Source organism: Hyphomicrobium sp. 802, assembly GCF_000526135.1.
In the GTDB taxonomy this organism is placed as follows: Bacteria; Pseudomonadota; Alphaproteobacteria; order Rhizobiales; family Hyphomicrobiaceae; genus Hyphomicrobium_B.
This window is the reverse complement of sequence record NZ_JAFM01000001.1, coordinates 2648945-2673255: the sequence shown is the minus strand read 5'-3', so window position 1 is coordinate 2673255 and position 24311 is coordinate 2648945. Positions and strand designations below refer to the sequence as shown.

Below are 24311 nucleotides of genomic sequence, written 5' to 3'. Positions count from 1 at the left end.
AGTGTGCGAGCCTAGAGCTTGCCGTCTTCCGCTTCTTTCATGAACGATGCGTCGTAGCGGAACTTCACGTTCCCCTTGTCGCCGAAGACGGTCTTGTCAGGAAATTCGACGCCGATCGCGCCGGCCGACTTCGCGTCCTTGCCGAGCAGAGCCTTCTCGAACAGGAAGTTCGAAACCAGTTCCGTCGTCTTCTTGAGTTGCTCTCCCGTCGTAAAGGCCACGGCGTCCTTCGGCTCTGAGAACAGCATCGTCGTCGCAAGCTGCTCATCGAAGCCCTTAAGATCGGTGCCTGAAGCTTTTGCCATCGCTTCCTTCGCCGTGGTTCCGTCCTTCATCGCGGCCAGCGTCTCGTACCAGATGCCGACGAGCGCCTTCGCGAATTTCGGATTGTCCTTCAGGACATTCGTGTTCACGACCATCAGGTCGATGATCTCGCCGGGGATCTGCGAGCTGTCGAACACCTTGTGCGCGTCAGGCGATTCCAGGATCGTCGAGACGATCGGCTTCCAGGTCACGACCGCCGTCACGTCGGGCGTCTTGTAAGCTGCCGCCATATCGGCGTCGGACGTGTTGACGACCTTCAGATCCTTCTCGGCGAGCCCGACGGTCGGCAGTGCACGGGCCAGCAGATAATGCGAAACCGAGAACTCGACGAGATTGACGTCCTGTCCCTTGATGTCGGCGAGCTTGTCCTTGTTCTTCAGGATGATCGCGTCGTTGCCGTTCGAGAAGTCACCCACGATCACGGCCGTCGTATCGACGCCGCCTGCGGCCGGAATGGAAAGAGCGTCCATGTTCGTAACGGTCACGGCATCGAAAGAGCCGGCCGTGTATTGGTTGATCGATTCAACGTAGTCGTTGAACTGCTTCACTTCGATGTTGATGCCGTACTTGTCGGCCCACTTCTTCACGATGCCAGAATCGGCCGCGTATCCCCACGGCATCCAGCCGACATAAATCGACCAGGCGACCTTGAAGTCTTTTTTCTCGGCGGCGTTGGCCGGCGATAGGGCAAACCCCATCACGGCCGCGGCGCCAATCACAGCTTTCAGAATTTTCGTGACGGAATAGCGCATTGCTGACCCTGTCCTTGTGCTGATCACTCAAATCAGACCGCAAGGGCACCGGTTCAGGAAGCGGGCGGGGATCCTCGAATACGCGCGGAAAATGCGCACAGAGGGAGGCCTGTCCGTTCGAGAGCCGAAGCAACTCGCGGTGTAGGTCTCCCGGGCTTTTATCCCGCCGTGGCTCCGCCGCGCTGCTCGCGAGGCGGGAGAGCCTCTCTCGGACCTGACGCTTGGGAAAGCCGGAACCCTAGAGGCGTTATGCACTGCTGAGGTGCACAAGCTGTGCCAGTTCATATTCGTCGAAAATACGTGATTTTATCGAGGTGTTGCGCGGAACTCTGCTAGTGACTTGAGCACGGCGCCTACTGCGTGGGCATCCCGTCGGCGTTCGGCGATTATTTTGCAACGTCACGCGGGCTGGCGGCGAGAAGGCTGCGCAGCATGGCAACGAGACGCGACGCGGGTCCGGCGCCGCCGCACTGCAGGCTGATGCGAGCGCCTTCGAACAGCAGGAAGACTTCGTCTGCGAGCCGTTCCGGCTCCCGATAGCGTGCGGCGCGGAAAACTTCGACGAGCCGGTCATGCTTCCGCCGCTTGTAGGCTTCGATCACCCCGCGTGCCGGATGTCCGGGATCGAGCTCCACTGCGGCGTTCGCGAGCGCACACCCACGCTCACTCTTGTTGGATAGAACGTCTTCGACGTGATCGATCCACGCGGTGAGCTTTTGTTCGGGCGTACCAAGGCCTTCGCCTAGCAGGCGGTCCAGGATTTCGACATTTTCTCCCGCCAGCTGCTCGACGTAGGCGACGATAAGCTCGTCCTTCGAACGAAAGTGCCGGTAAAGCGTCATTTTGTTCGTAAGGGCGGTCTCGGCGATGGCTTCGACGCCTACGATGTGCACGCCGAACCGATAGAAAAGCTCACGTGCCGCAAGCAAAATTCGCTCGCGCGGCGGCTTCCCGGCAAGGATCGCGCTAATTTCAGAGCGCAACTCGCTGAAATTGCGCACGTCCTTGTCCAGCGTGGTTCCCATCGCCCTCTTGACGAAAAAGTTAGCCGTCGTTAGCTGTGTTACCGATCGGTAACTGCGTCGGGGACTCGCTAACACGACTCCCTGGACCTGTCATTCGGTTGTTCAGCGCTTGCGCTCCATGGGGTGGGGTCCGAGTAAATTATATTGGTGAGCCCGCCCGTGTGCGTGACACCGTAGAATCTGACGTTCAATGCCACGAGTTTACCGAAGCGCTCGGCTGATGCATTGACGCAAAATTTCGTGATGGAGAAAGACAGCGTGTTCCAACGATCCGCTCCCATCGTCGCGGCTCTGCTCTTTCTTTCCGCAGCCATATCGGGGTGCAGCGAGGAGAAGTCCGTAGCTCAGACGGCGCCGCCTCCGCCGCCGCAGGTCACCGTCGCTAAGCCGGTCAAAAAGGTCGTGACCGACTACGACGAATACGTCGGCCGCTTCGTCGCGCTCGATTATGTCGAGGTGCGCGCTCGCGTCTCCGGTTATCTCGACAAGATCCATTTCACCGACGGCCAGATGGTCAAAGTCGGCGATCCGCTCTTTACGATTGACCGTCGGCCCTTCCAGGCGGCGCTCGATCAGGCCCAAGCGTCCATCGCGCAAGGAAAAGCCAACTTGGCATTCGCCGAGGCCGATCTCGAGCGCGGCAAAAATCTGCCCGTCGGAACCGTCATCACGCAGCAGACGCTCGATCAGCGGGTGCAGGCCGAACGCGTCGCGCAAGCCAACGTGACGGCCGCCGAAGCCTCGACGCGTCAAGCGTCGCTGGATCTTGAGTTCACCGAGCTGACTGCGCCGATCTCCGGTCGCATTGGCGATCGTCGCGTGTCCATCGGCAACCTCGTCACTGGTGGAACGAGCGGCAACACGACCTTGCTCGCGACCATCGTCTCCGTCGATCCGATCCGTTTCGAATTCACGATGGATGAGGCGTCTTACCTCCGCTATCTCGACGCCGCCTCGGTCAAGCGCGCCGACAGCGTCGATCGCGGCTTGAGCCTCGATGCGGACTTGAAGCTGATCAACGACAAGGATTTCGTGCATCACGGCCACATCGACTTCGTCGACAACGCCATCAACCCGTCGTCCGGCACGATCCGCGGCCGCGCCGTCTTCAAGAATGCCGATGGCCGCCTGACGCCGGGCATGTTTGGTCGCATCCGCATCGCTTCCCATCCGCCCGAAGAGGCGCTCCTCGTCCCCGACGATGCCATCGGCACCGAGCAGGTTCGCAAGTTTGTGTTGGCCGTCGACAAGAACAACGTCGCGAAGCCCAAATACGTGACCCTCGGTCCGGTGATTGATGGCTTGCGTGTCATTACGGCCGGACTGACCGCCGACGACACGATCATCGTCAACGGACTGATGCGCGTGCGGCCTGGTTCGAAGGTGACGCCCCAACAGGCGACGGCTGACGCTTCGAACCCGAAGGACCAAATGGTCCGGACCAACTAGAGAACGGACCGTTCCATGCGTCTTTCGCACTTCTTTATCGACCGGCCCATCTTTGCGGCCGTCGTTTCGATCGTTTTCGTGATCATCGGCGCGGTGTCCGTCAGCCGCCTGCCGATCGCGCAGTATCCGGAAATTGCACCGCCCGTCGTCAACGTGACGGGGCAATACCCGGGCGCCAGCGCCGAAATCGTTGCGGCCACGGTCGCGACACCGCTCGAACAGCAGATCAACGGCGTCGAGCACATGCTGTTTATTTCGTCGAACTCGACGAATGACGGCCGTTTCTCGATTTCGATCACGTTCGATATCGGCACGAACCTCGATATCGCGCAGGTTCAGGTCCAGAACCGCGTGCAGATTGCGCTTCCGCGTCTGCCGGCAGACGTGCGCAACATCGGCGTGACGGTCGCCAAGGCGTCTCCCGACCTGATGATGGTCGTGCATTTGCTGTCTCCGGACAACTCGCGCGATACGCTCTTCATTTCGAACTACGCCAACGTCAACGTCATCGACCAGTTGACCCGAATTCAAGGCGTCGGTTCCGTGACGGTTTTCGGCGGCCGCGATTATTCGATGCGCGTCTGGCTCGATCCCGACAGGCTGCAGTCGCTCGGCTTGACTGCCGACGACGTCGTGACGGCGCTCCGCGGCCAAAATGTTCAGGTTGCGGCGGGCGTGTTGAACCAGCCGCCGCTCCCGAACCCGGGAGCTTTCCAGATTACGGTGCAGACGCTCGGGCGTCTGATCGATCCGAAAGAATTCGGAAACATCATAGTCAAGCAGACATCGAATTCGGTTGTCCGCGTGAAGGATGTCGCGCGGGTAGAGCTTGCGGGTCTCGACTACGGTATCAACTCCTATCTCGATAAGCAGGCCGCTGTCGGTCTCGGCATCTTCCAGCTGCCCGGCTCGAACGCCATCGAGACGGCGAAGAAGATCAAAGACGAGATGGAGGAAATTTCAAAGAATTTCCCGCCGGGCCTCAAGTATACGATCGTCTATAATCCGACCGACTTTATTCAGCAGTCGGTCGATGCCGTCGTTCATACGATCCTCGAAGCCATCGTGCTCGTTGTGATCGTGGTCGTGCTGTTCCTGCAGACGTGGCGTGCGGCGATCATCCCGATTGTGGCGATCCCCATATCCCTTGTCGGTACATTCTTCCTCATGGCGCTGTTTGGCTTCTCGCTGAACAACCTGTCGCTGTTCGGTCTCGTGCTAGCCATTGGTATCGTCGTCGACGACGCAATCGTCGTCGTCGAGAACGTCGAACGCAACATGTCGAACGGGCTCAGTCCACGCGAAGCCGCGTATCGGACGATGGAAGAAGTCGGCACCGCGTTGATCGCCATCGCCCTGGTGCTGAGCGCTGTCTTCGTGCCGTCGGCGTTCATCACTGGCATCTCTGGCCAGTTCTATCGGCAGTTCGCGCTGACGATCGCGGGCGCGACCGTCATCTCGCTGATCGTGTCGTTGACACTCTCGCCCGCGCTTTGTGCCCTCCTGTTGAAGCCGCACGCCGAGCACGAACGCCACAGCATCATCACGTGGCCGATCCGAGCGTTCTTCAATGCGTTCAACTGGAGCTTCGAGAGGCTCTCGCACGGGTACGGCTGGCTCGCTAGCCGCGCCGTTCGCTTCGCGGTGATCATGCTCGTCATCTATGCGGGTCTTATCGCGTTTGGCCTGAACGAGTTCCGCAAGACGCCGGTCGGCTTCATTCCCGATCAGGACGGTGGCTACCTGATCACCGTTGTCCAGCTTCCTCCGGCCGCATCGCTCGAGCGTACTGACGCGGTGAACCGGCGGATCGTCGACATGGCGCTGAAGATTCCCGGCGTCGCCCATTGCGTCAGCCTCGTCGGCTTTTCCGGTGCGACACGCGTCAACGCGTCGAACACCGGCGCCGTCTTCGTGGTGCTGAAAGACTTCGCCGAGCGCGCCAAAGATCCCAAAATGTCGGCGGCGAATATCCGCACCGAACTGCTGAAGAAGTTTTCGGCGATTCAGGAAGGTCTCGTTCTGGTCGTTGCGCCGCCGCCTGTTCGCGGTCTCGGCAACGCTGGCGGCTTCCGTATGATGGTCGAAGATCGCAGCGGCGCGGGCTCGCAGGCATTGCAGCAGGCCGTCAATGCGATGATGGCCAAAGCTGCCCAGACACAGGGCGTCCGGCAGGTCTTCTCGCTGTTCGAGACGGCAACGCCGCAGCTCTATCTCAACATCGACCGCGTCAAGGCTGAGATGCTCGGCATCAATATTCCGGACGTCTTCTCGGCGTTGCAGACCTATCTGGGGTCGCTCTACGTCAACGACTTCAACATCCTGGGACGCACGTTCCGTGTCACTGCGCAGGCCGACGGAGCTTTCCGCCTGACCCCGCAGGATGCGCTGAACATCCGTGTCCGCAACAACAACGGCGATACGGTTCCGCTCGGATCGTTCGTGACTGTGAGTGACATTTCCGGTCCGTCGCGTGTTCCGCGCTACAACCTCTATCCGGCTGCCGAGCTCGATGGTTCGGCCGCGCCCGGCTATTCGCAAGGCCAGGCGATCAGCATCATGGAGAAGATGGCTGACGAAACACTGCCGCCCGGCTTCAGTTACGAATGGACCGATCTCGCCTTCCAGCAGATCCGTGCAGGCAATACGGCGGTGTTCGCTTTCGCGCTCGGCGTCGCGTTCGTGTTCCTGGTGCTGGCCGCGCAGTTCGAAAGCCTGACGCTGCCGCTGGCGGTCATCTTGATCGTGCCAATGAGCTTGATCGCGTCGATCTCCGGCGTCGTCATCCGCGGTATGGACAACAACATCCTCACCCAGGTCGGCTTCATCGTGCTCATAGGTTTGGCGGCAAAGAACGCGATTCTAATCGTGGAGTTTGCCGAGCAACTTGAGGGTCAGGGCAGAAACCGCTTCGAGGCGGCGACGGAAGCTGCACGGCTCCGAATGCGGCCGATCATCATGACGTCGCTCGCCTTCATTCTCGGCGTCGTTCCGCTCGTCTGGGCCGTCGGCGCCGGCGCCGAGTTGCGCCAGGCTCTCGGCACGGCGGTATTTTCGGGCATGATCGGCGTGACGTTCTTCGGCTTGATCTTCACGCCGGTGTTCTACGTCGTCTGTCGTTGGCTCTCTAGTTTGCGCCGCAGCCGGCCGGAGCAGAGCGAATCGCCCGCGCATCCGGCGGAATAAAAATCTCGGCCGGTTCCTCACCGGTGCAAGCCTCGCACATGACGCCGGAGTCAAACTCGACTCCGGCGTTTTTTATGCGGCTGAGAGGACCGGGCAGCGACGATGAATAGAAGAGAGCGGCGGCGCGCAGAGGCAGTTTCGCGAGCGGCACCGCAGTCCGGTCGAAATGCCGACGTCGCCCGGCATTATCACGACGCAGTACAATCCTTGAAAGCGGGCCGTCTCGACGAATCGGAGATCGCTCATCGTCGTGTGCTCTCGCTCGTTCCTGAGCATCCGCCGAGCCTCCACCATCTCGGCCTGATCGCCTTCCAGCGCCGCGATCTGGAAGGCGCGGTCGATTTCATTCGCCAAAGCGTCACCGCCAAGCCCGACTATCACGAGGCGTGGCTCAACCTGGCAATCATCCTTGGCGAGCTGAGCCGTTCGAAAGAGGCCATAGAGGCTTGCCGTGAGTGTCTGGCTCTGCAGCCGGGGAACGCAAATGGTCACGCTATTCTCGGCAATCTCTTGCGCGTTGCCAACAACGACGCTGAGGCCATGACGGCTTACCTCAATGCTCTCAACTTAAAGCCGAACCAGCCGCTCGTTCTCGCGCGCCTCGGTGAACTTCACTTCAAATCGAACGACATCGAATCCGCGACGGCCTATTGCAACCGAGCGTTGGCGTTGGACCCGGAACTCAATGAGGCAAAAACTCTCGATCTGCGTCTCTCGACGATGCTCGGCTTGACTGGGACTCGCATCGCCGAAATCGAGGCCCAATCAGATTCTACCCAGGAGCGCGCCAGGAAGTTCGATCACTTGGCCACGTACCTGCGCGAAAATCGGCGCTTTGAGGAGGCAGCCGATCTCGGCCGTCGTGCCATCGTCGCCAACCCCGGTGTTGCCGATTATCATTTCAATCTGGCGCTCTCGTACGAAGGACTGGGATACCGCCACGATGCCTTGGCGAGTTATCAATCAGGTCTCGCGATCGACCCCAATCGTGCAGAGGGATATGCTTGTGTTGGCATGCTTCTCAGCAGCATGAACATGCACGCCGGTGCCGTTCAGGCCCTGGAACACGCGATAAAGCTCGATCCGAAGCTGGCGAATGCGTACTACAGCCTTGCGATCGTCCAGAAGCAGCGCGAAAATTACGATGAGGCGCGTGCGGCATTCCAGAAATGCCTTGAATGCGCGCCGGACGCCATCGTCAACCGCTTCGAATTCATAAATCTGCGGCGATTGATTTGCGATTGGGATGGCGTCGATGAAGAAGAGCGCGTCTGCCTCGAAATCTTCCGGACGAGAAACGTCAGCATTGCGCCCTTCCAGCTGATCGCATTGCGCGCGAGCCCCGCCGATCAACTCAAGGCGGCACAGAGTTATACCAGGACATTCGACGTTCCGCCGTCTTCGCGGTTTACTTCTTATCGCAGCCGCCTCGGGGCCGGGCAGCGCATCCGCGTCGGATTTGTCTCCTGCGATTTCTTCGAGCACGCAACCGCGATGCTTTTCGCCGAGGTGCTGGAGCGGCTCGATCGCAGCCGCTTCGAGATCTTTGGCTATTGCCACAGTCCCGAAGACAACAGTGCCACACGCCAGCGCTTGTTGCGGTCGTTCGAGCATCTGAAGAAAATCGGGACGATGCGCAATCGTGACGTGGCGCAGTCCATCCATGATGACGCCATCGACATACTTGTCGATCTCAAAGGATATACGCGAGACGCGCGCAGCGAGATTTTCGCCTATCGCGCGGCACCGATCCAGGTGAACTACCTGGGCTATCCAGGCACAATGGGCGCCGGGTTCATCGACTACCTCATCGCCGACGCGATGGTCGCGCCGATGGGTGCTCAGGAATTCTACACGGAACAGATCGTCCATCTGCCGCACAGTTATCAGCCGAATGATCGCCAGCGCCTAATCTCCGACGCGCCGATGTCTCGCGCCGATTTCGGATTGCCGGAAGACGCGTTCGTGTTCTGCTCCTTTAACAATAGCTACAAACTCAACGCGACGATGTTCGACGTCTGGATGCCGTTGCTGCAAAAGGTGCCGGGATCGGTCCTATGGTTGCTCGTGCCGAATACGACGTGCGCCGAGAATTTGCGCCGCGAGGCTGAGGCGAGGGGCGTCGATCCATCCCGGCTCGTTTTTGCCAAGCGCATGCCGATCGCCGAGCATCTCGCGCGTCATCGCTTTGCCGATCTTTTCCTCGATGCGCTGCCCTGTAACGCCCATACGACGACGACAGACGCACTGTGGGCCGGTTTGCCGGTCCTGACGTGTCTCGGCGACACATTTGCGGGCCGCGTCGCCGCCAGTCTGCTGTCGGCAATAGAGTTGCCCGAACTGATTACGACCAATCTCGCCGATTACAGCGACCTGGCGCTGGAATTGGCTCAGAACAAAACGAAGCTTGGCGCGATCCGACAGAAGCTCGCGGCGAATAGAGAAAGCGCACCGCTTTTCGATCCCGCGCGATATACGCGCAATCTCGAAAGATCGTTCGAGATGATGCTCGACATCAAGCGCGCGGGTGACGCGCCACGTCCTTTCACCGTGATCGAGACCGAGGCGACGGATATCGCGCCATCTCCGATCAAGATTCCAGCGGAATAGAGCTAAGCTGAAGCAGCGCGTCTATTCGCACAGTGTCAGATGCCGCTTGCGTTCCTTCATGTCGAGGTGAAGGTGATCGCGGTGAGCTTCGTTCGTGTCAGGCCCGAGCACGGTATCGAAAATATTGCAGGCGCCATCGTGCGCTTGGTGCAGGAAGGCCGACATGGCCTGCTTTTCCTGCTCCGCCTTTAGCTCTTCCGGAGATTTCGCCTTCGCTTTCGGATCGGCTTTGGGTTTCTCGTCGCTCTTGTCTTTTTCATCGTTCTTCTTGGCGATGTCGTGCGCGCCGAGCTTGGACGCGGCGACCTGGAACTTTGCCTTCTCGGCGGGCGCTGCGGCATCGCTCGCCTTTTGCGCCCGTTTCAGTTCCTCTTCCGTCGGGCCCCAGTCCTTCGAAATGCGGATGACCTTGCCGTCCGCTAGAACGAAGGCCGAGACGTCAATGGCATTCATCAGGGCATGCTCGCTGATGGGCGCACGCGCAAGCCCGTAGCGGTTGCGGCACGAGTAGGCCCCCGCAATGACGCGCACAATCGATGAACCGAAGTTTTTTTTCGCGGCGGGCTCGAGCTTGTCGGTGACCCACGAGTTGAGCCCGGCGATCATCTGGCAGTTGAGCGTTGCTGCGGGCTCAATTCTGACCTTGCTCTCACCGACCGCCTTCAGAAGATATGGAGCCGGCGCGCCGCAAATACCTTCGCGGACCGGCGGCAATTCTTCGCTGACGACGGTGATTTTGCCGAGCAGCCGCGTACAATCCTGCTTCGCCGACGCGATCTCGGTCTCGGTCCAATCGGGCGCGCTCTGTTTGCCTGGCGGCACCGGTTTCGCCGAGGCCTCGCTCTGGGCGGGCAGCGTCGGAACTGTCTGGCCTGCATTCGATAACGCCGGCAAATTCGGTCCGGCCGCATCCGCCGCTTTGTCCGTCGGCGCCGCGTCGGCCTTTTTGTCGGCAGGCGGGCTGTCGGCTTGAAGCGTCGGCGCCTTCGGTGATGAGGGAATAATCGGCGGAATATCGACTCGCGCATGCAACTCAAGTGCAGGCGGCGAACTCAGCCGTCCGGCGCGAACAATGTAGAAGCTGTTGGGTTCGAAGAAGGGCAGCAGCAGCAGGCCGAAGAAGACGATGCGCGTGAGCAGAACAGATGAGCGAACCGCAAGTTCATCTGCCTTGACGGCAGCCTTGGAACGAAACGCCAAGGCCAGAGCTAACAGTTCCTGTTGCCTGCTCAAGACGGATCCTATTCGCTGAAGCTCCCGAGGGGTCTGATGCGCTTTGAATGCTTAAGTTCGATAGCCCTAAAATTTGACGACAGATGGCCTTAGCCGCGCGCAAAGGCAAAATCTCAGACCCCTTCGAACGAGAGGGGCCTTTCGAAACGCTAATAAGGGCGTGAAGTTCCGCCGACGGCGATTATGACCGGGATTTCTTCAAATTCGGTCAACGTGGGCGAGCTGACGCTTTTTGAAATCTCGTGGCGTCATTCCAACCAAGGCTTTAAAGAGCCGTCCGAAATGCGAGACGTCGCCGAACCCCCACGAATAGGCAATGTCGCTGATCTGCCGATGCGCTTGCGCCGGGTCAGCAAGCGCCGCCTGGCACTTTTCGATCCTTTTGCTGAATAATAGGCGCTGAAGGGACGTCTGCTCGGCATCAAGCAATTGATTGGCGTAGCGGACCGAAATGCCGGCAGCGCTGGCCAGGTCTTCGCATGTTGCACTGCAATTCGACAGGTTGTCATCGACGACGGATTTCAGCCGAAGGAGAGAGGCGAGACGTGCCGATGAATGAACGAAATCGTCACCTTCGGAATCCTTCAGCGCGAGTGCGACGAGATCAAGCAGCTGCAGCTTGACCTGCGATTGCGAGGACGCGCTCAGATAGGAAAGCTGGTCGGGCAGCAATTGGGCAAACGTCGAAGCCAGTGCGCCACCGCCGTGCCGCCCATCGACCCGCCGGGCGGTCCATCGCGCCAGCGGACCGAGCCGCACTTCGCAATCGCGACGCGAAACTTCAATCACCAGGCAGTAAGCATCAGGGGATTGAACAAACGTGCCGAGACGCCCCGCATCGACAACGCAGAGATCGCCATTCTTGAGCTCGGCCTCGCGGCCGTCTTGTGTAATTCGGACACTGCCGCCGAGCTGCACTGCAATGTGCACGACATCTGCAAGCTGGGCTGCCTGGCGCTTGGTGCGCCACGCCGTCATTCCATTACAGCGAAAAATCGAAATCGCCATGCCGGGCAGCCGCAGATGCCGCAGGTAGCCCTCGAAACGCGTCGGTTGGTCTGGCCGCGTCTCGAAAGGGCCGAATACCTTACGGCTCGTCTCGAACCAGTATTCGAACCGATCGCGCGGATGAACATCTGATGTGGAAATGGACCATTCTGTCAGCTCGTCCCCGGCTGACTGAGTGGAATCCTCAAGAATGCGCAACATTTTTTTATCCCTGCCCGCCGAGAGATGATACGGCCCGAGGGATGAACGTCAAACGCAAAGAGAGAGGAGCCGCCGATAATTCTACGGATGGAACTATCGGCGGTGTCGGCAGTTATGATGGGTTATTCTTTATGCGGACGCTGCCGTTTCGTCGTGTGCGGACAGGATCGACTTTAGAGTCGAGACAAATTGGCTCGCCTCGGCAGCAGGGACGCCCGCCAGCAGTTTCTTTTCGACGCGCGAGTAGAGACGGTCAGCGCCCGCAATCGCTTTTGCGCCGCGCTTGGAGAGGCGGACGCAATAGGCGCGACCGTCGAGCGGCGAGCGTTTGCGCTCAAGTAGGCCTTTGCGGATAAGACGGCTGACGATTCCTGCGACCGTAGAACGGTCGATGCCCGTAATCGTGACGAGATCGGTCTGGCTCAGGTTTTCCTGGCGGGAGATCGCCGTAAGGATGGCAAGCTGGCGAAGGGTCAGGTCGTTGTCGGCAGTTTCCGTAGAATAAAGCTGCGTTGCGCACTGATCGACGCGCCGAAGAAGATGAATAACCGAGCGCTGAAGATGGGCTGCAGGCTGCTGGCTCATTGTCGAAGTGTCCCTCCATAAGAAAGCGTGCGATTGATCAGCACGCAAATGCTCAGTGGAGAAAACAGTAGTCGGCCTCTGTTTTCTCTACTCATCAGGGCTTGAAAGTCGGATGTGAGGGAGATTGCGGAAAATTTAGGTGAGCGTGAACGTGCACAGATTGTTCTGAGCGAGAGAACAAACCCGCACCTAAAACCGCGCGTGCGGGCATGCCGCATGTGCCTGACGCACAAGGTTCACATTGCGCGTCGGATTTCGCCGAAGGTCGAATTGTTCGCAGACATCAGCCATTCCATTCGCGTCTGCACGTAAAAAGGGCAGGGGATTCGTGGCAACACGGCCTGGACTTCGCGCGCCAAATCGTATCCGTGGAATGATACTTTCTGTCGGATGCGCCATCATCCGCCCATAGGCCTGCGCAAGACGTGCGGCGACCAGGGGAGGGGGCTTTGGCGACGATCATTGCCGTACACGGAACGTTTGCGGCGCCGACATCGGCTGATCCGAACGGCGGTCCGATGCCGGAATTGCAGTGGTGGGAAGCGGGTAGCACGTTCGAAAAGGACATGCGCGCCTTCGTCGAGGCGCGGGACGGAGAACTGAATTTCGTTCCATTCCCTTGGGCCGGTGACAACAGCGAAGTCGAGCGGCGAGAGGCTGGCGACCGGCTGACGAAAGTCATGCGCGACCTCGAAACCAAGAGCGAGCCCTACTGCATCGTTGGCCATAGCCACGGCGGCTCCATCGTCTCCGACGCATTGCTGAGCAACGCCGCCCGCCGCCATCCGCTCGCCAACCTTAAGCGCTGGATCACAGTCGGCACGCCATTCCTGAAGCTCCGGAAAGAGCTTTGGTTACTTACCCGTTTGAGCTTGATGCGGAAGGTGATCTTCGTCGCCTCGATGATGCTGCTGATCATGTATCTCGTGTATCTGATCGCGACACAGTTCGACGGCGGACGAACCTTGTTCGGCGGAGTCTTTCCTCGCGTATCGATCTTTACCGGCGTTCTTGCAAGCTTACCGGCCTTGGTCTTCTATGTCGTCCTGCACTGGCTGGACAGCCGCAGTCTGCTCAGCTACCGAAAACGAACGACGAGCCGTGCCCGCTCAAATTTCGCCCCGCGATGGTTGCCGCTGTCTCATCCCGATGACGAAGCGATCCAAGGGCTCTCGCTGCTGCCTGACGCCAAGCTCGATTTTTTTGATAAATCGTTTGCCGTTTCGTCGATCACGCTCCTGTCGGTCATTGCACTGCCGATCATCTATTTTGCCATTCTGCTCTCGCCGGCCAAGATGGTTGGAATCGCGAACTGGATGAAAACCGAGATTTACGACGCCAACGCTTCACCCGAAGCGGAGGCGGCGTTGAAGGATCTTCGCAGCCAGCTGATGGCCGCTTGGCGCGGCGAAGGCGAGGCCGTGAAGACTGACAGCGGCGCGGCCGTTCCAAAGCCGTCGGATCCGAAGGCTGCGTGGCAGCAATATCGCCAGAAACGCAACGAACTGGAGCAAAAATACCCCAATCTTGACGCCATCGAACGGGGAATGCGCTTCAAGAAACGCTTCTTCGAGAAGAACGGGCAGCCCTGCGAGACGCTCTGCGGAAACGGTGAAGATATCGCGACAAACAGCGGGCTTCTGCTGCACGTCGTCACCGACGAATTATCTTGGGCGCTGGGAACGACAGACCTGCGAGACCCACGGCTGCGCTGGTTTGGTACGATCTTCGTGCCCGCGATTATCGTTCCAGCCATTCTTGGCATTTTGGCTCTCGTTCTTATGGTCGTGATTCAAGGCATCGCGACAGTGGTCAGCGCGGGATTGGCGAAAATCCTGAATGGCATCACGAACTCGGAAGTAAAGCGCGCCGCTTACGGCAACGACACAGACGGCGAGGTTGCTATCGGTGCCCTGGACCGGCCGACGTGGGTCGAAAAATCTCAGCCGCGCCTTCCGGCGGCGGTCGCCGATCTCGTCACCAATTACTCCAATGCCGCCGCAAGTTTGACGATCGCCAAGTTCCGCCACGCGATCGGGCAAATCCGGTTTGCCGTACCGCCGCATACAGCCGATACTGCCATCAGCACGTATTTCACCTGGAAAGAACTGGTGCACGCGTCCTATTTCGACGTGCCCGAATTTCGCAAGCTGATCGCTCAGGCCATCAGCCGGTCGGACGGCTTCGTGGCGAGCGCACGCTTTCGCGCCGATCCGGATTTCGCGCGGACGGCCGAGTGGCTCGATGCCATCGAGAACGCACCTGGCACCACCGAAGAGCCCGCCGACCGCGAGCCGACGCCAGGCGACTCCAAGGCCGTTGCGGCCGTCGTCGGATCGACTGTGAAAGCCTCGCCCTAGCCGAGATGAACGAGGCCTCGGGCATCACCACCGCACGGTGCGGCCCAGATAGTCCACATATTTCAGGCCCGGATTCCCCGTCTGCGCCGATATCGTGTCGACGACGCGCGGAATGCTTTCCTCGATCCCGAGCGTCGCGTGTGGGCCGCCCATGTCGGTGCGGACCCAGCCCGGCGCAATGATAACGAGAGAGCGGCGGCTGCCACGTTGCCTGGCCGCGTAGCTGCGCATGAACGTATTGAGCGCCGCCTTGCTCCCGCGATAGACCTCCCAGCCGCCATGCTCGTTATCGGCCACGCTGCCGAGGCCCGACGACATGACGCCGATGGTGCCGGACGGCGAGACGAGCCCATCTAGTGCATCGATCACACGCATCGGGCTGAGGGCGTTGGTGACCATCACGCGAATAAACTCGTCCGTCGAAACATTGCCGATCGTTTCATCCGGATCGTTAGCGACACCCGCGTTGACGAACAGCAGGTCGAACGTTCTCCCCGCCAGCCGATCATGCAATGCCGCAACTTGATCTTGCGCCACGATATCGACCGTTTCGATTTCGAGCGATCCGGTGTGTCTCGCTTGCAGATCGTGAAGCGCTGTTTTCGTCTGGCCGCGCACGGTCGCAACCACGTGCCAGCCGCGTCGCAGATATTCTTCGGCGAGGGCGAGGCCCAGGCCGCGCGACGCGCCGACAATCAACGCTGAAAGTCTTTTGTCGGACATGGATTGTTTCCTTTCGATAATTCCAATTGTTGAGATCGGTCCCGCCCGGACGCAGTCTCACACCGCGAAACATCGTGCATCCAGAGCGCGGTTGCGAGTGCGGTTGTGTCAAGGGTTTGATGACAAGAAAGAACGGCGACGCAGGCAACGCGCTCAAAATATCAATGCGAGCTTTATGAATGAAGGAAAAAAGCCCCTCCGCGTTTCGCCGCGAGCACACTGCTTCCGGAAGCTGCGTGCCATCGGCGCTCAGTTCTTGACGCGCTCGGGCAAGGCTGATTGCTATGCCGCCCGCATAGGCGTTGGAGCGTGGGGAATGACGAAAGAGCAGCATGAAATCGAGGGTGAAGGTTCGCAGCGGGAAAGTGGAAATTCTTCCGGCATCAGCAGCCGGTCATTTTCTGCAGCGATATCGGCGCTGGCACTCGCATTCTCGGGTTACAGCCTTTGGGACAGCTCGCTGAAAGCGCCGGATATCAAGATTTTCGTGCCGCCTGTCATTCAATTCAGCGCGCCTTATAACAACAGCAACTTCGAAGTCATAGAAGTTCCCGTCACGCTCCTGAACGACGGCGGCCGGACCGGAACCGTCATGTCGATGGAGTTGGAAGCAACCAACACCAAAACCAATGAGACCAAGCATTTCTACGCTGCCAATTTTGGCCGCTGGTCCATGGAAAAAGCCCGTTCGCTGGCTTTCGATGCGTTCGCGCCCATTCCCTTGCCGGGCAAGGCGAGCAAGACTGAGACCGTCCTTTTCTTCACCGATGGCGCGAAAGAGAAGCCGGACCAGCTCATTCGCGATCCCGGCGTCTACAAATTCCGCTTGGTCCTCGACAAAGCCGAAGTGAACGATTTCGGGCCGCTCGACAAGTTTTTCCATCGCGGTCCAGCCGAAGTAACGTTCGCCATGGAATTGCGCGATTACGACGCTCGCGCTTTCAACGTCGGCACGCTGCCTCTCTATTCGACGACCGGACGCTCAGCGAAAGGCGGGGACGCACCACCACAATAGTTGTCATAATGTTCCCGGCCATCGGTTGGGACGTAAGAGGACTAGCGAAGTTCGTTCGTCGCCCGTTTAAATCGTGTTTTAGGCCGCCGTTGCTGTAATCGCGATTTCCGCAATGGCGACGTCACCGTCCGTCACATAGTGGTTGACGCGTCCGGTCTTCACCTGATCGCCAGCGCGATAGAGTCTTGCACCCGCGATGGCGCCGCAGCCGGTCAATTCGCTGACGATGAATTCGCGTTCGATGTCGGTATCGGGGTCGGTCGCGTGCGTGATTTGGAAGGTCAGCCGCGTAAGGGAAAATCCTGTGTCGCGTGTGCCGGCGCCGATCCAAAGAACGCGCTCCTCTTCGCCGGGACGATCGGTATTGAGCCAGAAGTCGAGCGTATTGGCGTTCGCCTGCGCATAGTCGAGCCCTTGCGCCCAAAAGCGGATGTGATGACGTTTGCGCGGGCTGTTATCGATTGCCTTTTGAAAGCCGATATCCTGTCCGCGTCCGAATAAGTACAGCGTGCTGAACGGCGCCGTCGGATAGGGTTCGTTGAGGACGAAGGCCTTCGCCATGCGCCACGAGCTTTCCAGCGTCAGACGATCTGCTTCAACCCAACCCGCGGCGGCGAAGGCATCGCGCAGCTGTTGGAATGTCCCGGCCAGCGCCACGTTGATCGGATCGCCCGGAAGTCCATCGCCCGTGATCGTGAAGCTTGGTACATGTCGCGCCCGCTGGATTTTGAGACCCATCCTGACTGCATTCGGAAGGATGAGATAGGCGCCAATTGCGTAGGCCACGCTCAGCGCCAGGATCGGTGGCAACCGGTGATCGACGAACTTGAAGACGTCGACGATCAGCCAGATGCTCAAAGCGCCGAGGCCAAGAATGGCCACGCGTTGCAAAAGCCGAATTGCTCGTCTCACCATGCGCTGCTACAGCCCGGTCGATCGCACAAACCCGACGTTATTAAGAGTGTTTGGATTGGCGTTGCAAAGGAAGTTTGCGCGGGTGGTTGATCGCGCTATGCATCGGCGCCAGCGTCGACGGCGACACAAATGCCCCCTCCAATCGGCACGCAAAGCAGGTACAAAGAGGCCGTGACCATTGTTTTGATGGCGCGCATTCGACGCTGCTGCACTGCCAGGTTTTTATGCAATATCAAGCACATAGGTTTTCTGTTGCACCGATGATGGATTGGACTGACCGGCATTGCCGCGTCTTCCACCGCCGTCTGACGAAGCGTGCGCTGCTTTACACCGAGATGGTCACCGCTGATGCCGTCATTCATGGCGACCGCGAACGATTGCTCGGATTTTCCGCCGAGGAGCACCCGATCGCTTTGCAACTTGGCGGCTCGGACCCGGCGAAGCTTGCGACCGCCGCGCGGATCGGTGCGGACCTCGGTTACGACGAGATCAACCTCAACGTCGGCTGCCCTTCGGATCGCGTTCAGGAAGGTCGCTTCGGTGCGTGCCTCATGGCAGAGCCAGAGCTTGTCGCCGCGTGCGTCTCCGCCATGCGCGAAAGCCAGCCTGTCCCCGTCTCGGTCAAGTGCCGCATCGGCATCGACGATCAAGATGCCGAGGCCGATCTGACACGCTTTATCGACGTCGTCGCTGATACTGGTTGCACCTCGTTTGTTGTCCATGCTCGCAAGGCTTGGTTGAAAGGCCTCTCGCCGAAGGAAAACCGCGAGGTGCCCCCGCTCGATTATCAGCGCGTGTATCGGCTGAAGGCGCGACGGCCTGATCTCACCATAGTCATCAATGGCGGCATCGAAACCATCGCCGATGCTGAGACGCATCTCGAACACGTCGATGGCGTCATGCTCGGCCGCGCCGCTTATCAAAACCCGTATATTCTCGCGGATGTCGATCGGGCCATCTTCGCCGACGCATCCGCACCGCCGACCCGAGGCGAGGCATTGACCGATCTGCTTCCCTATGTCGAACGTCACGTCGCCAACGGCGGCCGGCTGTCGAACGTCACGCGTCACATTTTGGGCATCTATCACGGTCAGCCGCGTGGCCGCGCGTTCCGCCGCCTGTTGAGCGAGAGCGCAACCAGCGCTTCCGCCACCGCTGAGGTGCTGAGCGAGGCGATTGCGCTCGCAGAGCATGGCTTCGGACGGCAAGACCGTCCCGATGCAGCCTGAACCGACAGCATGGCATTCTCAGCACTCCCGACACATCATCTGATTGAATTGCTGGCCCTGCTTGCTGGCGCGGGGCTGCTCGCCGGATTTTTGTCGGGCCTTCTCGGCATCGGCGGCGGCGGTGTTCTCGTCCCGGTCCTCTATGAAGTCTTCGGCGCGGCAGGCGTTTCCGAAGACATCCGCATGCACATCACGCTCGGCACGACGCTCGGCGTCATCGCGCCGACCGTATTTCGCTCGTTTGCCGAATATCGGGCCCGAGGTACAGTCGATACCGGCATCGTCAGGCGCATGGGGCCGTGGATTTTTCTCGGCGTTAGCGTCGGTATCGTCGTCGCGTACTACGCCAGCAGCGAAGTTTTGCGCTGGATATGGGTGGTTTTCGGCTCAGCGTTGGCCATCAAAATGTATCTCGGCCGCGACGACTGGAAGATCGCCGACACGCTCCCACGTCGCCCGTGGCTGGAAATCGCTGCCTTCCTGATTGGCTTGGTATCGACGCTGATGGGCATCGGCGGCGCGACGTTCACGGTGCCGCTATTCACGCTACATGGCATGCCGTTACTGAGAGCCGTTGGAACCGCGACAGGCATCGGTACGGTGATCGCGGTTCCGGGAATCGCCGGCTACATCATCTCAGGCTGGGGCGAGCAGGGATTGCCACCGCTTTCGCTCGGCTACGTGAGCCTCGGCGCGTTGCTGATCGCGCCGCTCGCAGTCTTTGCCGCGCCCTATGGCGTGAGGCTCGCGCACGGCATCTCGAAGCGCGCACTGGAACTCGCGTTCGCAATCTTCCTGACGACCGTCGTCTCGCGTTTCCTCTGGACGCTTTTTTGACTGGCGCTGGCGCTCCCCTGCGGGGAGCCGGCCGCCAGCACAAAATGTGTGGCAGGAAGGCAGACATTATGTGCGCACCGGCGGCCGGCGCGCGCTACGCTTAAACAGCTATCTTCTGATTGTATTCGCCGACTTCGGGGAAGCGCGAAAGCTGCTGGTCGATGTCCTTGAAGATCGCCTTCATATTGGCTTCCGAGGTCGGGCTTTCGACCACAACGACCAACTCCGGCTTATTCGATGATGCGCGGACAAGGCCCCACGTCCCGTCTTCCAGCATCACGCGCACGCCGTTGACGGTGATGAGATCGCGGATCGCCTGGCCTGCAATCGTGCCTCCGCTCTCTTTCTGTTTCGTATAGTGCTCGGTGATCCGATCAACGACGCCGTACTTTTTCTCGTCGTCGCAATGCGGCGACATCGTCGGCGAGCCGTAGGTTTTGGGAAGCGCGTCGCGCAGATCGGCAACCGTTTTTCCAGGACTGCGATCGAGCATGTCGCAAACGGCAATCGCTGAAACGAGGCCATCGTCGTAGCCGCGGCCAAGCGGCTCATTGAAGAAGAAGTGGCCCGACTTTTCGAACCCGACCAGCGTCTTGTGTTCGAAATTATAGCGCTTGATGTAGCTGTGGCCGGTCTTCCAATAGCTCGTCGTCGCCCCGTTAGCGATCAGCACGGGATCGGTCGTGAACAGGCCCGTCGACTTTACGTCGACAACAAACTTTGCCTTCTTGTGGATCGCCGAAATATCGCGCGCCAGCATCACGCCGACCTTGTCCGCGAAGATTTCATGGCCGTCGTTGGCAACAACACCGCAACGGTCGCCGTCGCCGTCGAAGGCCAAGCCGACATCCGCGCCGGTTTCGAGAACCTTTGCAGAGACCGCATGAAGCATCTTCATGTCTTCGGGGTTCGGATTGTGGTTCGGGAAGGTGTAGTCGAGATCGGTGTTGAGGGGCACGACTTCGCAGCCGATCGCTTCCAGCACTTGCGGTGCAAAGGCGCCCGCAGTGCCGTTGCCGCAAGCCGCGACGACCTTCAAGCGGCGCTTCAGCTTCGGGCGATTGGTCAGCGCCTTGGTATAGCGCTCGGCAAGATCGGAAACGAAGATATAGCGCCCGCCGGTCTTGGCTTCGAACTCACCGTTGAGAACGATCGACTTCAATTCGGACATATCGTCGGGTCCGAACGTCAGCGGCCGCGACAATCCCATCTTGATGCCGGTCCAGCCATTATCGTTATGGCTTGCCGTCACCATTGCGACGCCTTCGACGTCGAGTTCGAACTGCGCGAAGTAGGCCATCGGCGACAGCGCGAGGCCGATGTCATGCACCTCGCATCCGCCGGCGAGCAGGCCGGTCATCAGCGCCTGCTTCACCGCGGCGGAGTACGAGCGGTAGTCGTGGCCGACGACGATGCGTTTCGGCACGCCTCGGCGCGCAAACAGCGTCGCCATGCCGAGCCCGACGGCATTGAGGCCCATCAGGTTGATTTCCTGCGGGTAGAGCCAGCGCGCGTCGTATTCGCGGAAGCCGGTCGGCTTGACGAGCGGAAGGCGCTCGAAGTCGGCGGTGTTGGCCTTCAGGTCAGCGCGTGGCTTCGGTAGCATGAGGTTCTCCTCGAACGTGGTTCATTCGGGGACCTTAACGCGCTTTGGCATGCGCGTGGTTCCGACGGCCGCTCTATCAGCAATGTTCTGGGCGGAATAGTGGAATAGTCACTCTTCAAGCTCGAGTTTGTCACCGCGCATCTCGACGCGCGACAGCCGCCCCAAAAACGACATGCCCAGAAGCGTGCGTTCGGAAGCACCTCGTTCCGACACCACGCCTTTGACGTTTCGCACGGTGATATCGCCGATTTCGATGCGCGAAATCGTGACTGGCGCGACACGTGCAATGCCGTTCGCTGTTTGAGCCGTATGTGTGAAATCCGACGGTTTCACGAAAATTCCGGCTCTGACGGCATCGTTATAGGTCAATGCAACGAGAGACGCGCCCGTATCCACCATCACGCCGATTTCCCGGCCGTTGATTTCGGCCTCCGTCAGAAAGTGGCCATATTGACCAGCAGGCAGCGTCACCGAGTTGGAAGCATGCGAGGCAACGACTGGTGCATCCAAAGCGGGGGAGGGTGCCGTATCGGTCTGATCGGCAACCATAGGTGCCGGATGTAGCCGGTCCATGATACCGGCGACGATGCCAGGATGTGTCAGGGTATAGGCAAGTCCAACCGCGCCAACAGCCGCGATGGCGAAGGACGCGAAAAGACTGGCCGTGGCCGACGACATTTCCATTGCCCTTTCAACAGCGCCGCGAACCCTTGACTCGGGGCGCAGCTATTGCCGAAGCGTCGCGAAATTGCCTGCCACTTCATATGACCCGAGACGTCTTAAAAAACTGGAACCGAGAAGGGTTTCGTTAAGAGTTCCAGCCTTCGCCACCAAGCCCTCGACATCATTCATGACGAGCGGCCCGATGCGGACGGATTTGAGACGCACCGGCGCCAGATAGCTCGTGCCATTGGCGGTCCTGAGCGGGGTATCGTAGGCGAGGGTGCCCACATCGATGCCGGCCTTTTCGGCGTCCGATTGTTTGAGGATGACTGTCGCCGCGCCGGTATCGATGCGTGCCGTCAGCGCCGCGCCGTTGATCTCCGAATTGGCCAGAAAGCCGCCGTCGTCTGCGCGGCGAAGGAGGACGGACGCCGAAGCATCCCGCGGCGTCGGTACCGCGGTATCGTTCGCGTGCCGCGCAAAGGTCATGACATCGGCAAGCGAGAACGCCACGTCCTTGTTGAAAGCACCCATGACGAGCACCCCACCCGCGATGCAAGCCGCCAGCGTCGGCCAGACGGCGAGCCGCCGTTCGCCGCGATGGCTCAGAAGCGTGGCGATGTAGAGCGCGAGCAGAATGCCGATGACGGACGCTGCGACTGGGAGGTTCGGAATCGCATCGAAATTGAAGCCACCAAGCATCGACGCGCCCAGCACTCCGGCGAGCCCGACGACCACGACGAAAAGCAGAAAGATCAGCATGCCCCGGCCTTGTTGAGTGAGAAGATGGTGATTAGCGCGCCTCTCCGGCCACCCGCATCGGTGCTTCGGAACCGAACGATGAAGACGAGGGGCGCATCCGCGGTTGCCGCGGCTGCCGCGGCGCACAGGGATCGCGGTGACGTTCCTGTCCCACGGGCTGCAGCGGCGATAGCGGATTGAGAACGCGCTGAGGCGGTATCGTTACGGTCACTTCGGTGCCCTTGCGCAACTCAGACTGCAGGTCGAACGTGCCGCCATGCAGATGGATCAGGTTCTGCACGATGGAGAGTCCGAGCCCGGTGCCGCCTTCGGCGGTTTCGTGCGCGAGCGAGCCCTGGCCGAATGCCTGCAGGACGCGCGGGATCTCATTCTTCGGAATGCCGGGTCCGGTGTCGGCGACCGTCAGGAACTGGCCGCCATCCTGGGTATTTCCGACGATCAGCGTGATGCGGCCGCCCTTCGGCGTGAACTTCAGTGCGTTCGACAGCAGATTGAGGCAAATCTGGCGCATCGCGCGCGGGTCGGCCCACACCTGCGATACGTCCGGGGTGAAATCTTCGACGATCATCAGCGCTTTTGAATCGGCCTTGATCTTCACCAGCCGCTGGCAATCCTCGGCAATATCGGTCAGGCGGATCGGTTCTTCGCTCAGATCGTAGCGCCCGGCCTCGATCCGCGAGAGGTCGAGAATTTCGTTGATGATGCAGAGCAGGTGGTCGCCGCTCTTGTAGATGTTGTGAGCGTAATCGCGATAGACGTCATTGCCGATGGGGCCGAGCAACTCGCGCTCCATGACTTCCGAAAAGCCCATGATGGCGTTCAGCGGTGTGCGCAGCTCGTGGCTCATCGTGGCAAGGAAGCGGGACTTCGCCTTGTTCGCGGCTTCGGCGCGGCGCCGGGCTTCGTCCGAGATGGCTGTGGCTTCTTCGAGTTCAGAGATCAAGCCGTCCTTTTCCGCTCGGTATTCGACCATCGCCAGCGCCGTCGAGTGCAGCCCGCGCGCCAGATAGACGAAAAAGACGTGGATGCCGATCGCCATCGAGCCGAGGGCGAAATAGAACGGATCGCCAAGGGAGAAGAGACGCGCCGCAACCGCAACCGTCATCGGCACGGTGCCTGCGAGAAAGAGTTGTGGTAGCGTTGATGCAAATGTCATGCGGATCGCCAGCACGACCATCAGCGTCGCGAAAATAAACACATGCGATGAGAACGTCGCGGGCGACATAAGATGGTGCCCGCCGCCGCCATGGATCGACATGCCGATCAGCGCGAACGCCGCGAGCGCAAAGCCGTTGACGAGTTCGATGCGGACGAAATGGCGGCGCCACTGTCCGACATTCACCTCGGTGCGCGGAATGGAGAGCAGCCGCCGGCACTGATCGAGCATATAGACGCGCGAGATCGACACGATCGCAATCCAGGTCGTCGCCTCCGTGAAGGACGCCCAGAACATCGACGTGATGTAGAAGATGAAGCACAACGCCGGCATGGCGAAGGGCGCGCTCGTTTCGTTGCGCGCAAACATCGTCAGAAGTTCGTATTCGAATTCCGGCTTATTGGCGGTGCCATGCGTGAGCTTTTCCCGGAAAGACCTAAGGTCATTCCGAGATTGGGTCTGCCGCATAGAGGGCGCTCCGTCGACAGCCGTTGCCTCGACACTCTGAACGTTGTCGTCCATCCCGCGAGCCGTTATTCCCATTCCATGAATTTGCGCGTGCTCATGCCGGGCGCAGTTCGTAAATTGGCGGCAATTCGTTAAAGCAAGCCTTAAAGGTCTCCTTCGCCGGTCGAAAAGGAGGCTACACAACCAGAGCGAAGGAAGCCGCAA

18 protein-coding genes and 1 riboswitch are annotated in these 24311 nt (G+C 59.8%); of the genes, 7 read left to right on the top strand and 11 right to left on the bottom strand.

Going from position 1 to position 24311, the window contains the following annotated elements; all coding sequences use genetic code 11:
• Positions 1-11 precede the first annotated feature (11 nt).
• Both HYP802_RS0113410 and HYP802_RS0113400 read right to left on the bottom strand, forming a co-directional pair.
• Positions 12-1022 carry a putative urea ABC transporter substrate-binding protein gene (locus tag HYP802_RS0113410; protein WP_245261533.1) on the bottom strand — a complete coding sequence of 337 codons (1011 nt, stop codon included), beginning with the start codon at positions 1020-1022 and terminating at the stop codon, positions 12-14.
• 199 nt (positions 1023-1221) lie between these two features.
• A riboswitch (guanidine-I (ykkC/yxkD leader) is annotated at positions 1222-1329 on the bottom strand.
• A gap of 133 nt (positions 1330-1462) precedes the next feature.
• A complete protein-coding gene (locus tag HYP802_RS0113400) occupies positions 1463-2101 on the bottom strand; it encodes a TetR/AcrR family transcriptional regulator (protein ID WP_029670981.1) in 639 nt (212 codons plus the stop codon).
• Positions 2102-2359: 258 nt separating this feature from the next.
• Between HYP802_RS0113400 and HYP802_RS0113395 the strand changes: the two genes are divergently transcribed.
• The 3 genes from HYP802_RS0113395 (at position 2360) to HYP802_RS0113385 (ending at position 9346) form a co-directional block, all read left to right on the top strand.
• Positions 2360-3550, top strand: coding sequence for an efflux RND transporter periplasmic adaptor subunit (locus HYP802_RS0113395; protein ID WP_013947957.1), 1191 nt, complete (start codon positions 2360-2362; stop codon positions 3548-3550).
• A gap of 15 nt (positions 3551-3565) precedes the next feature.
• Positions 3566-6736 (top strand): multidrug efflux RND transporter permease subunit, encoded by a 3171-nt coding sequence (locus HYP802_RS0113390; protein ID WP_013947956.1) that lies wholly within the window; start codon positions 3566-3568, stop codon positions 6734-6736.
• 102 nt (positions 6737-6838) lie between these two features.
• Positions 6839-9346: a tetratricopeptide repeat protein gene (locus HYP802_RS0113385; RefSeq protein ID WP_013947955.1), complete on the top strand. Its 2508-nt coding sequence runs from the start codon at positions 6839-6841 to the stop codon at positions 9344-9346.
• Between the two features lie 21 nt (positions 9347-9367).
• On the opposite strand, the gene HYP802_RS0113380 is transcribed toward HYP802_RS0113385, so the two are convergent.
• The 3 genes from HYP802_RS0113380 to HYP802_RS0113370 all read right to left on the bottom strand — a co-directional run bounded on the left by HYP802_RS0113380 (position 9368) and on the right by HYP802_RS0113370 (position 12373).
• Positions 9368-10579, bottom strand: coding sequence for an extensin family protein (locus HYP802_RS0113380; protein WP_013947954.1), 1212 nt, complete (start codon positions 10577-10579; stop codon positions 9368-9370).
• 198 nt (positions 10580-10777) lie between these two features.
• Complete coding sequence (locus tag HYP802_RS0113375) at positions 10778-11788, bottom strand: helix-turn-helix domain-containing protein (protein ID WP_013947953.1); 1011 nt, start codon at positions 11786-11788, stop codon at positions 10778-10780.
• Between the two features lie 129 nt (positions 11789-11917).
• Positions 11918-12373 (bottom strand): MarR family transcriptional regulator, encoded by a 456-nt coding sequence (locus HYP802_RS0113370; RefSeq protein WP_013947952.1) that lies wholly within the window; start codon positions 12371-12373, stop codon positions 11918-11920.
• Between the two features lie 449 nt (positions 12374-12822).
• Here HYP802_RS0113370 and HYP802_RS0113360 point away from each other — a divergent pair, with 449 nt between their 5' ends.
• Entirely contained in the window at positions 12823-14733 is a 1911-nt protein-coding gene (locus HYP802_RS0113360; protein ID WP_013947950.1) for a hypothetical protein, read from the top strand.
• Between the two features lie 24 nt (positions 14734-14757).
• Here HYP802_RS0113360 and HYP802_RS0113355 read toward each other — a convergent pair whose 3' ends face one another.
• Positions 14758-15456: an SDR family NAD(P)-dependent oxidoreductase gene (locus HYP802_RS0113355; RefSeq protein ID WP_013947949.1), complete on the bottom strand. Its 699-nt coding sequence runs from the start codon at positions 15454-15456 to the stop codon at positions 14758-14760.
• A gap of 316 nt (positions 15457-15772) precedes the next feature.
• On the opposite strand from HYP802_RS0113355, the gene HYP802_RS0113350 reads away from it, so the two are divergent.
• Entirely contained in the window at positions 15773-16471 is a 699-nt protein-coding gene (locus tag HYP802_RS0113350) for a hypothetical protein (RefSeq protein ID WP_155831226.1), read from the top strand.
• Between the two features lie 78 nt (positions 16472-16549).
• On the opposite strand, the gene HYP802_RS0113345 is transcribed toward HYP802_RS0113350, so the two are convergent.
• The gene (locus HYP802_RS0113345) at positions 16550-17353 is read right to left on the bottom strand and encodes an LssY C-terminal domain-containing protein (protein ID WP_348623904.1); all 804 of its coding nucleotides are present in this window, start codon (positions 17351-17353) and stop codon (positions 16550-16552) included.
• Between the two features lie 257 nt (positions 17354-17610).
• On the opposite strand from HYP802_RS0113345, the gene dusA reads away from it, so the two are divergent.
• A complete protein-coding gene (gene dusA, locus HYP802_RS0113340; protein WP_013947945.1) occupies positions 17611-18615 on the top strand; it encodes a tRNA dihydrouridine(20/20a) synthase DusA in 1005 nt (334 codons plus the stop codon).
• A 9-nt stretch (positions 18616-18624) separates the two neighbouring features.
• Positions 18625-19452: a sulfite exporter TauE/SafE family protein gene (locus HYP802_RS0113335; protein WP_013947944.1), complete on the top strand. Its 828-nt coding sequence runs from the start codon at positions 18625-18627 to the stop codon at positions 19450-19452.
• Positions 19453-19552: 100 nt separating this feature from the next.
• On the opposite strand, the gene HYP802_RS0113330 is transcribed toward HYP802_RS0113335, so the two are convergent.
• From HYP802_RS0113330 to HYP802_RS0113315, 4 genes are all read right to left on the bottom strand, one after another.
• Complete coding sequence (locus HYP802_RS0113330; protein WP_013947943.1) at positions 19553-21058, bottom strand: phosphomannomutase/phosphoglucomutase; 1506 nt, start codon at positions 21056-21058, stop codon at positions 19553-19555.
• Between the two features lie 108 nt (positions 21059-21166).
• Complete coding sequence (locus tag HYP802_RS0113325; RefSeq protein ID WP_013947942.1) at positions 21167-21736, bottom strand: TIGR02281 family clan AA aspartic protease; 570 nt, start codon at positions 21734-21736, stop codon at positions 21167-21169.
• Between the two features lie 48 nt (positions 21737-21784).
• Entirely contained in the window at positions 21785-22483 is a 699-nt protein-coding gene (locus HYP802_RS0113320) for a TIGR02281 family clan AA aspartic protease (protein ID WP_013947941.1), read from the bottom strand.
• 31 nt (positions 22484-22514) lie between these two features.
• Entirely contained in the window at positions 22515-24107 is a 1593-nt protein-coding gene (locus HYP802_RS0113315) for a HAMP domain-containing sensor histidine kinase (RefSeq protein ID WP_245261499.1), read from the bottom strand.
• Between the last annotated feature and the right edge of the window lie 204 nt (positions 24108-24311).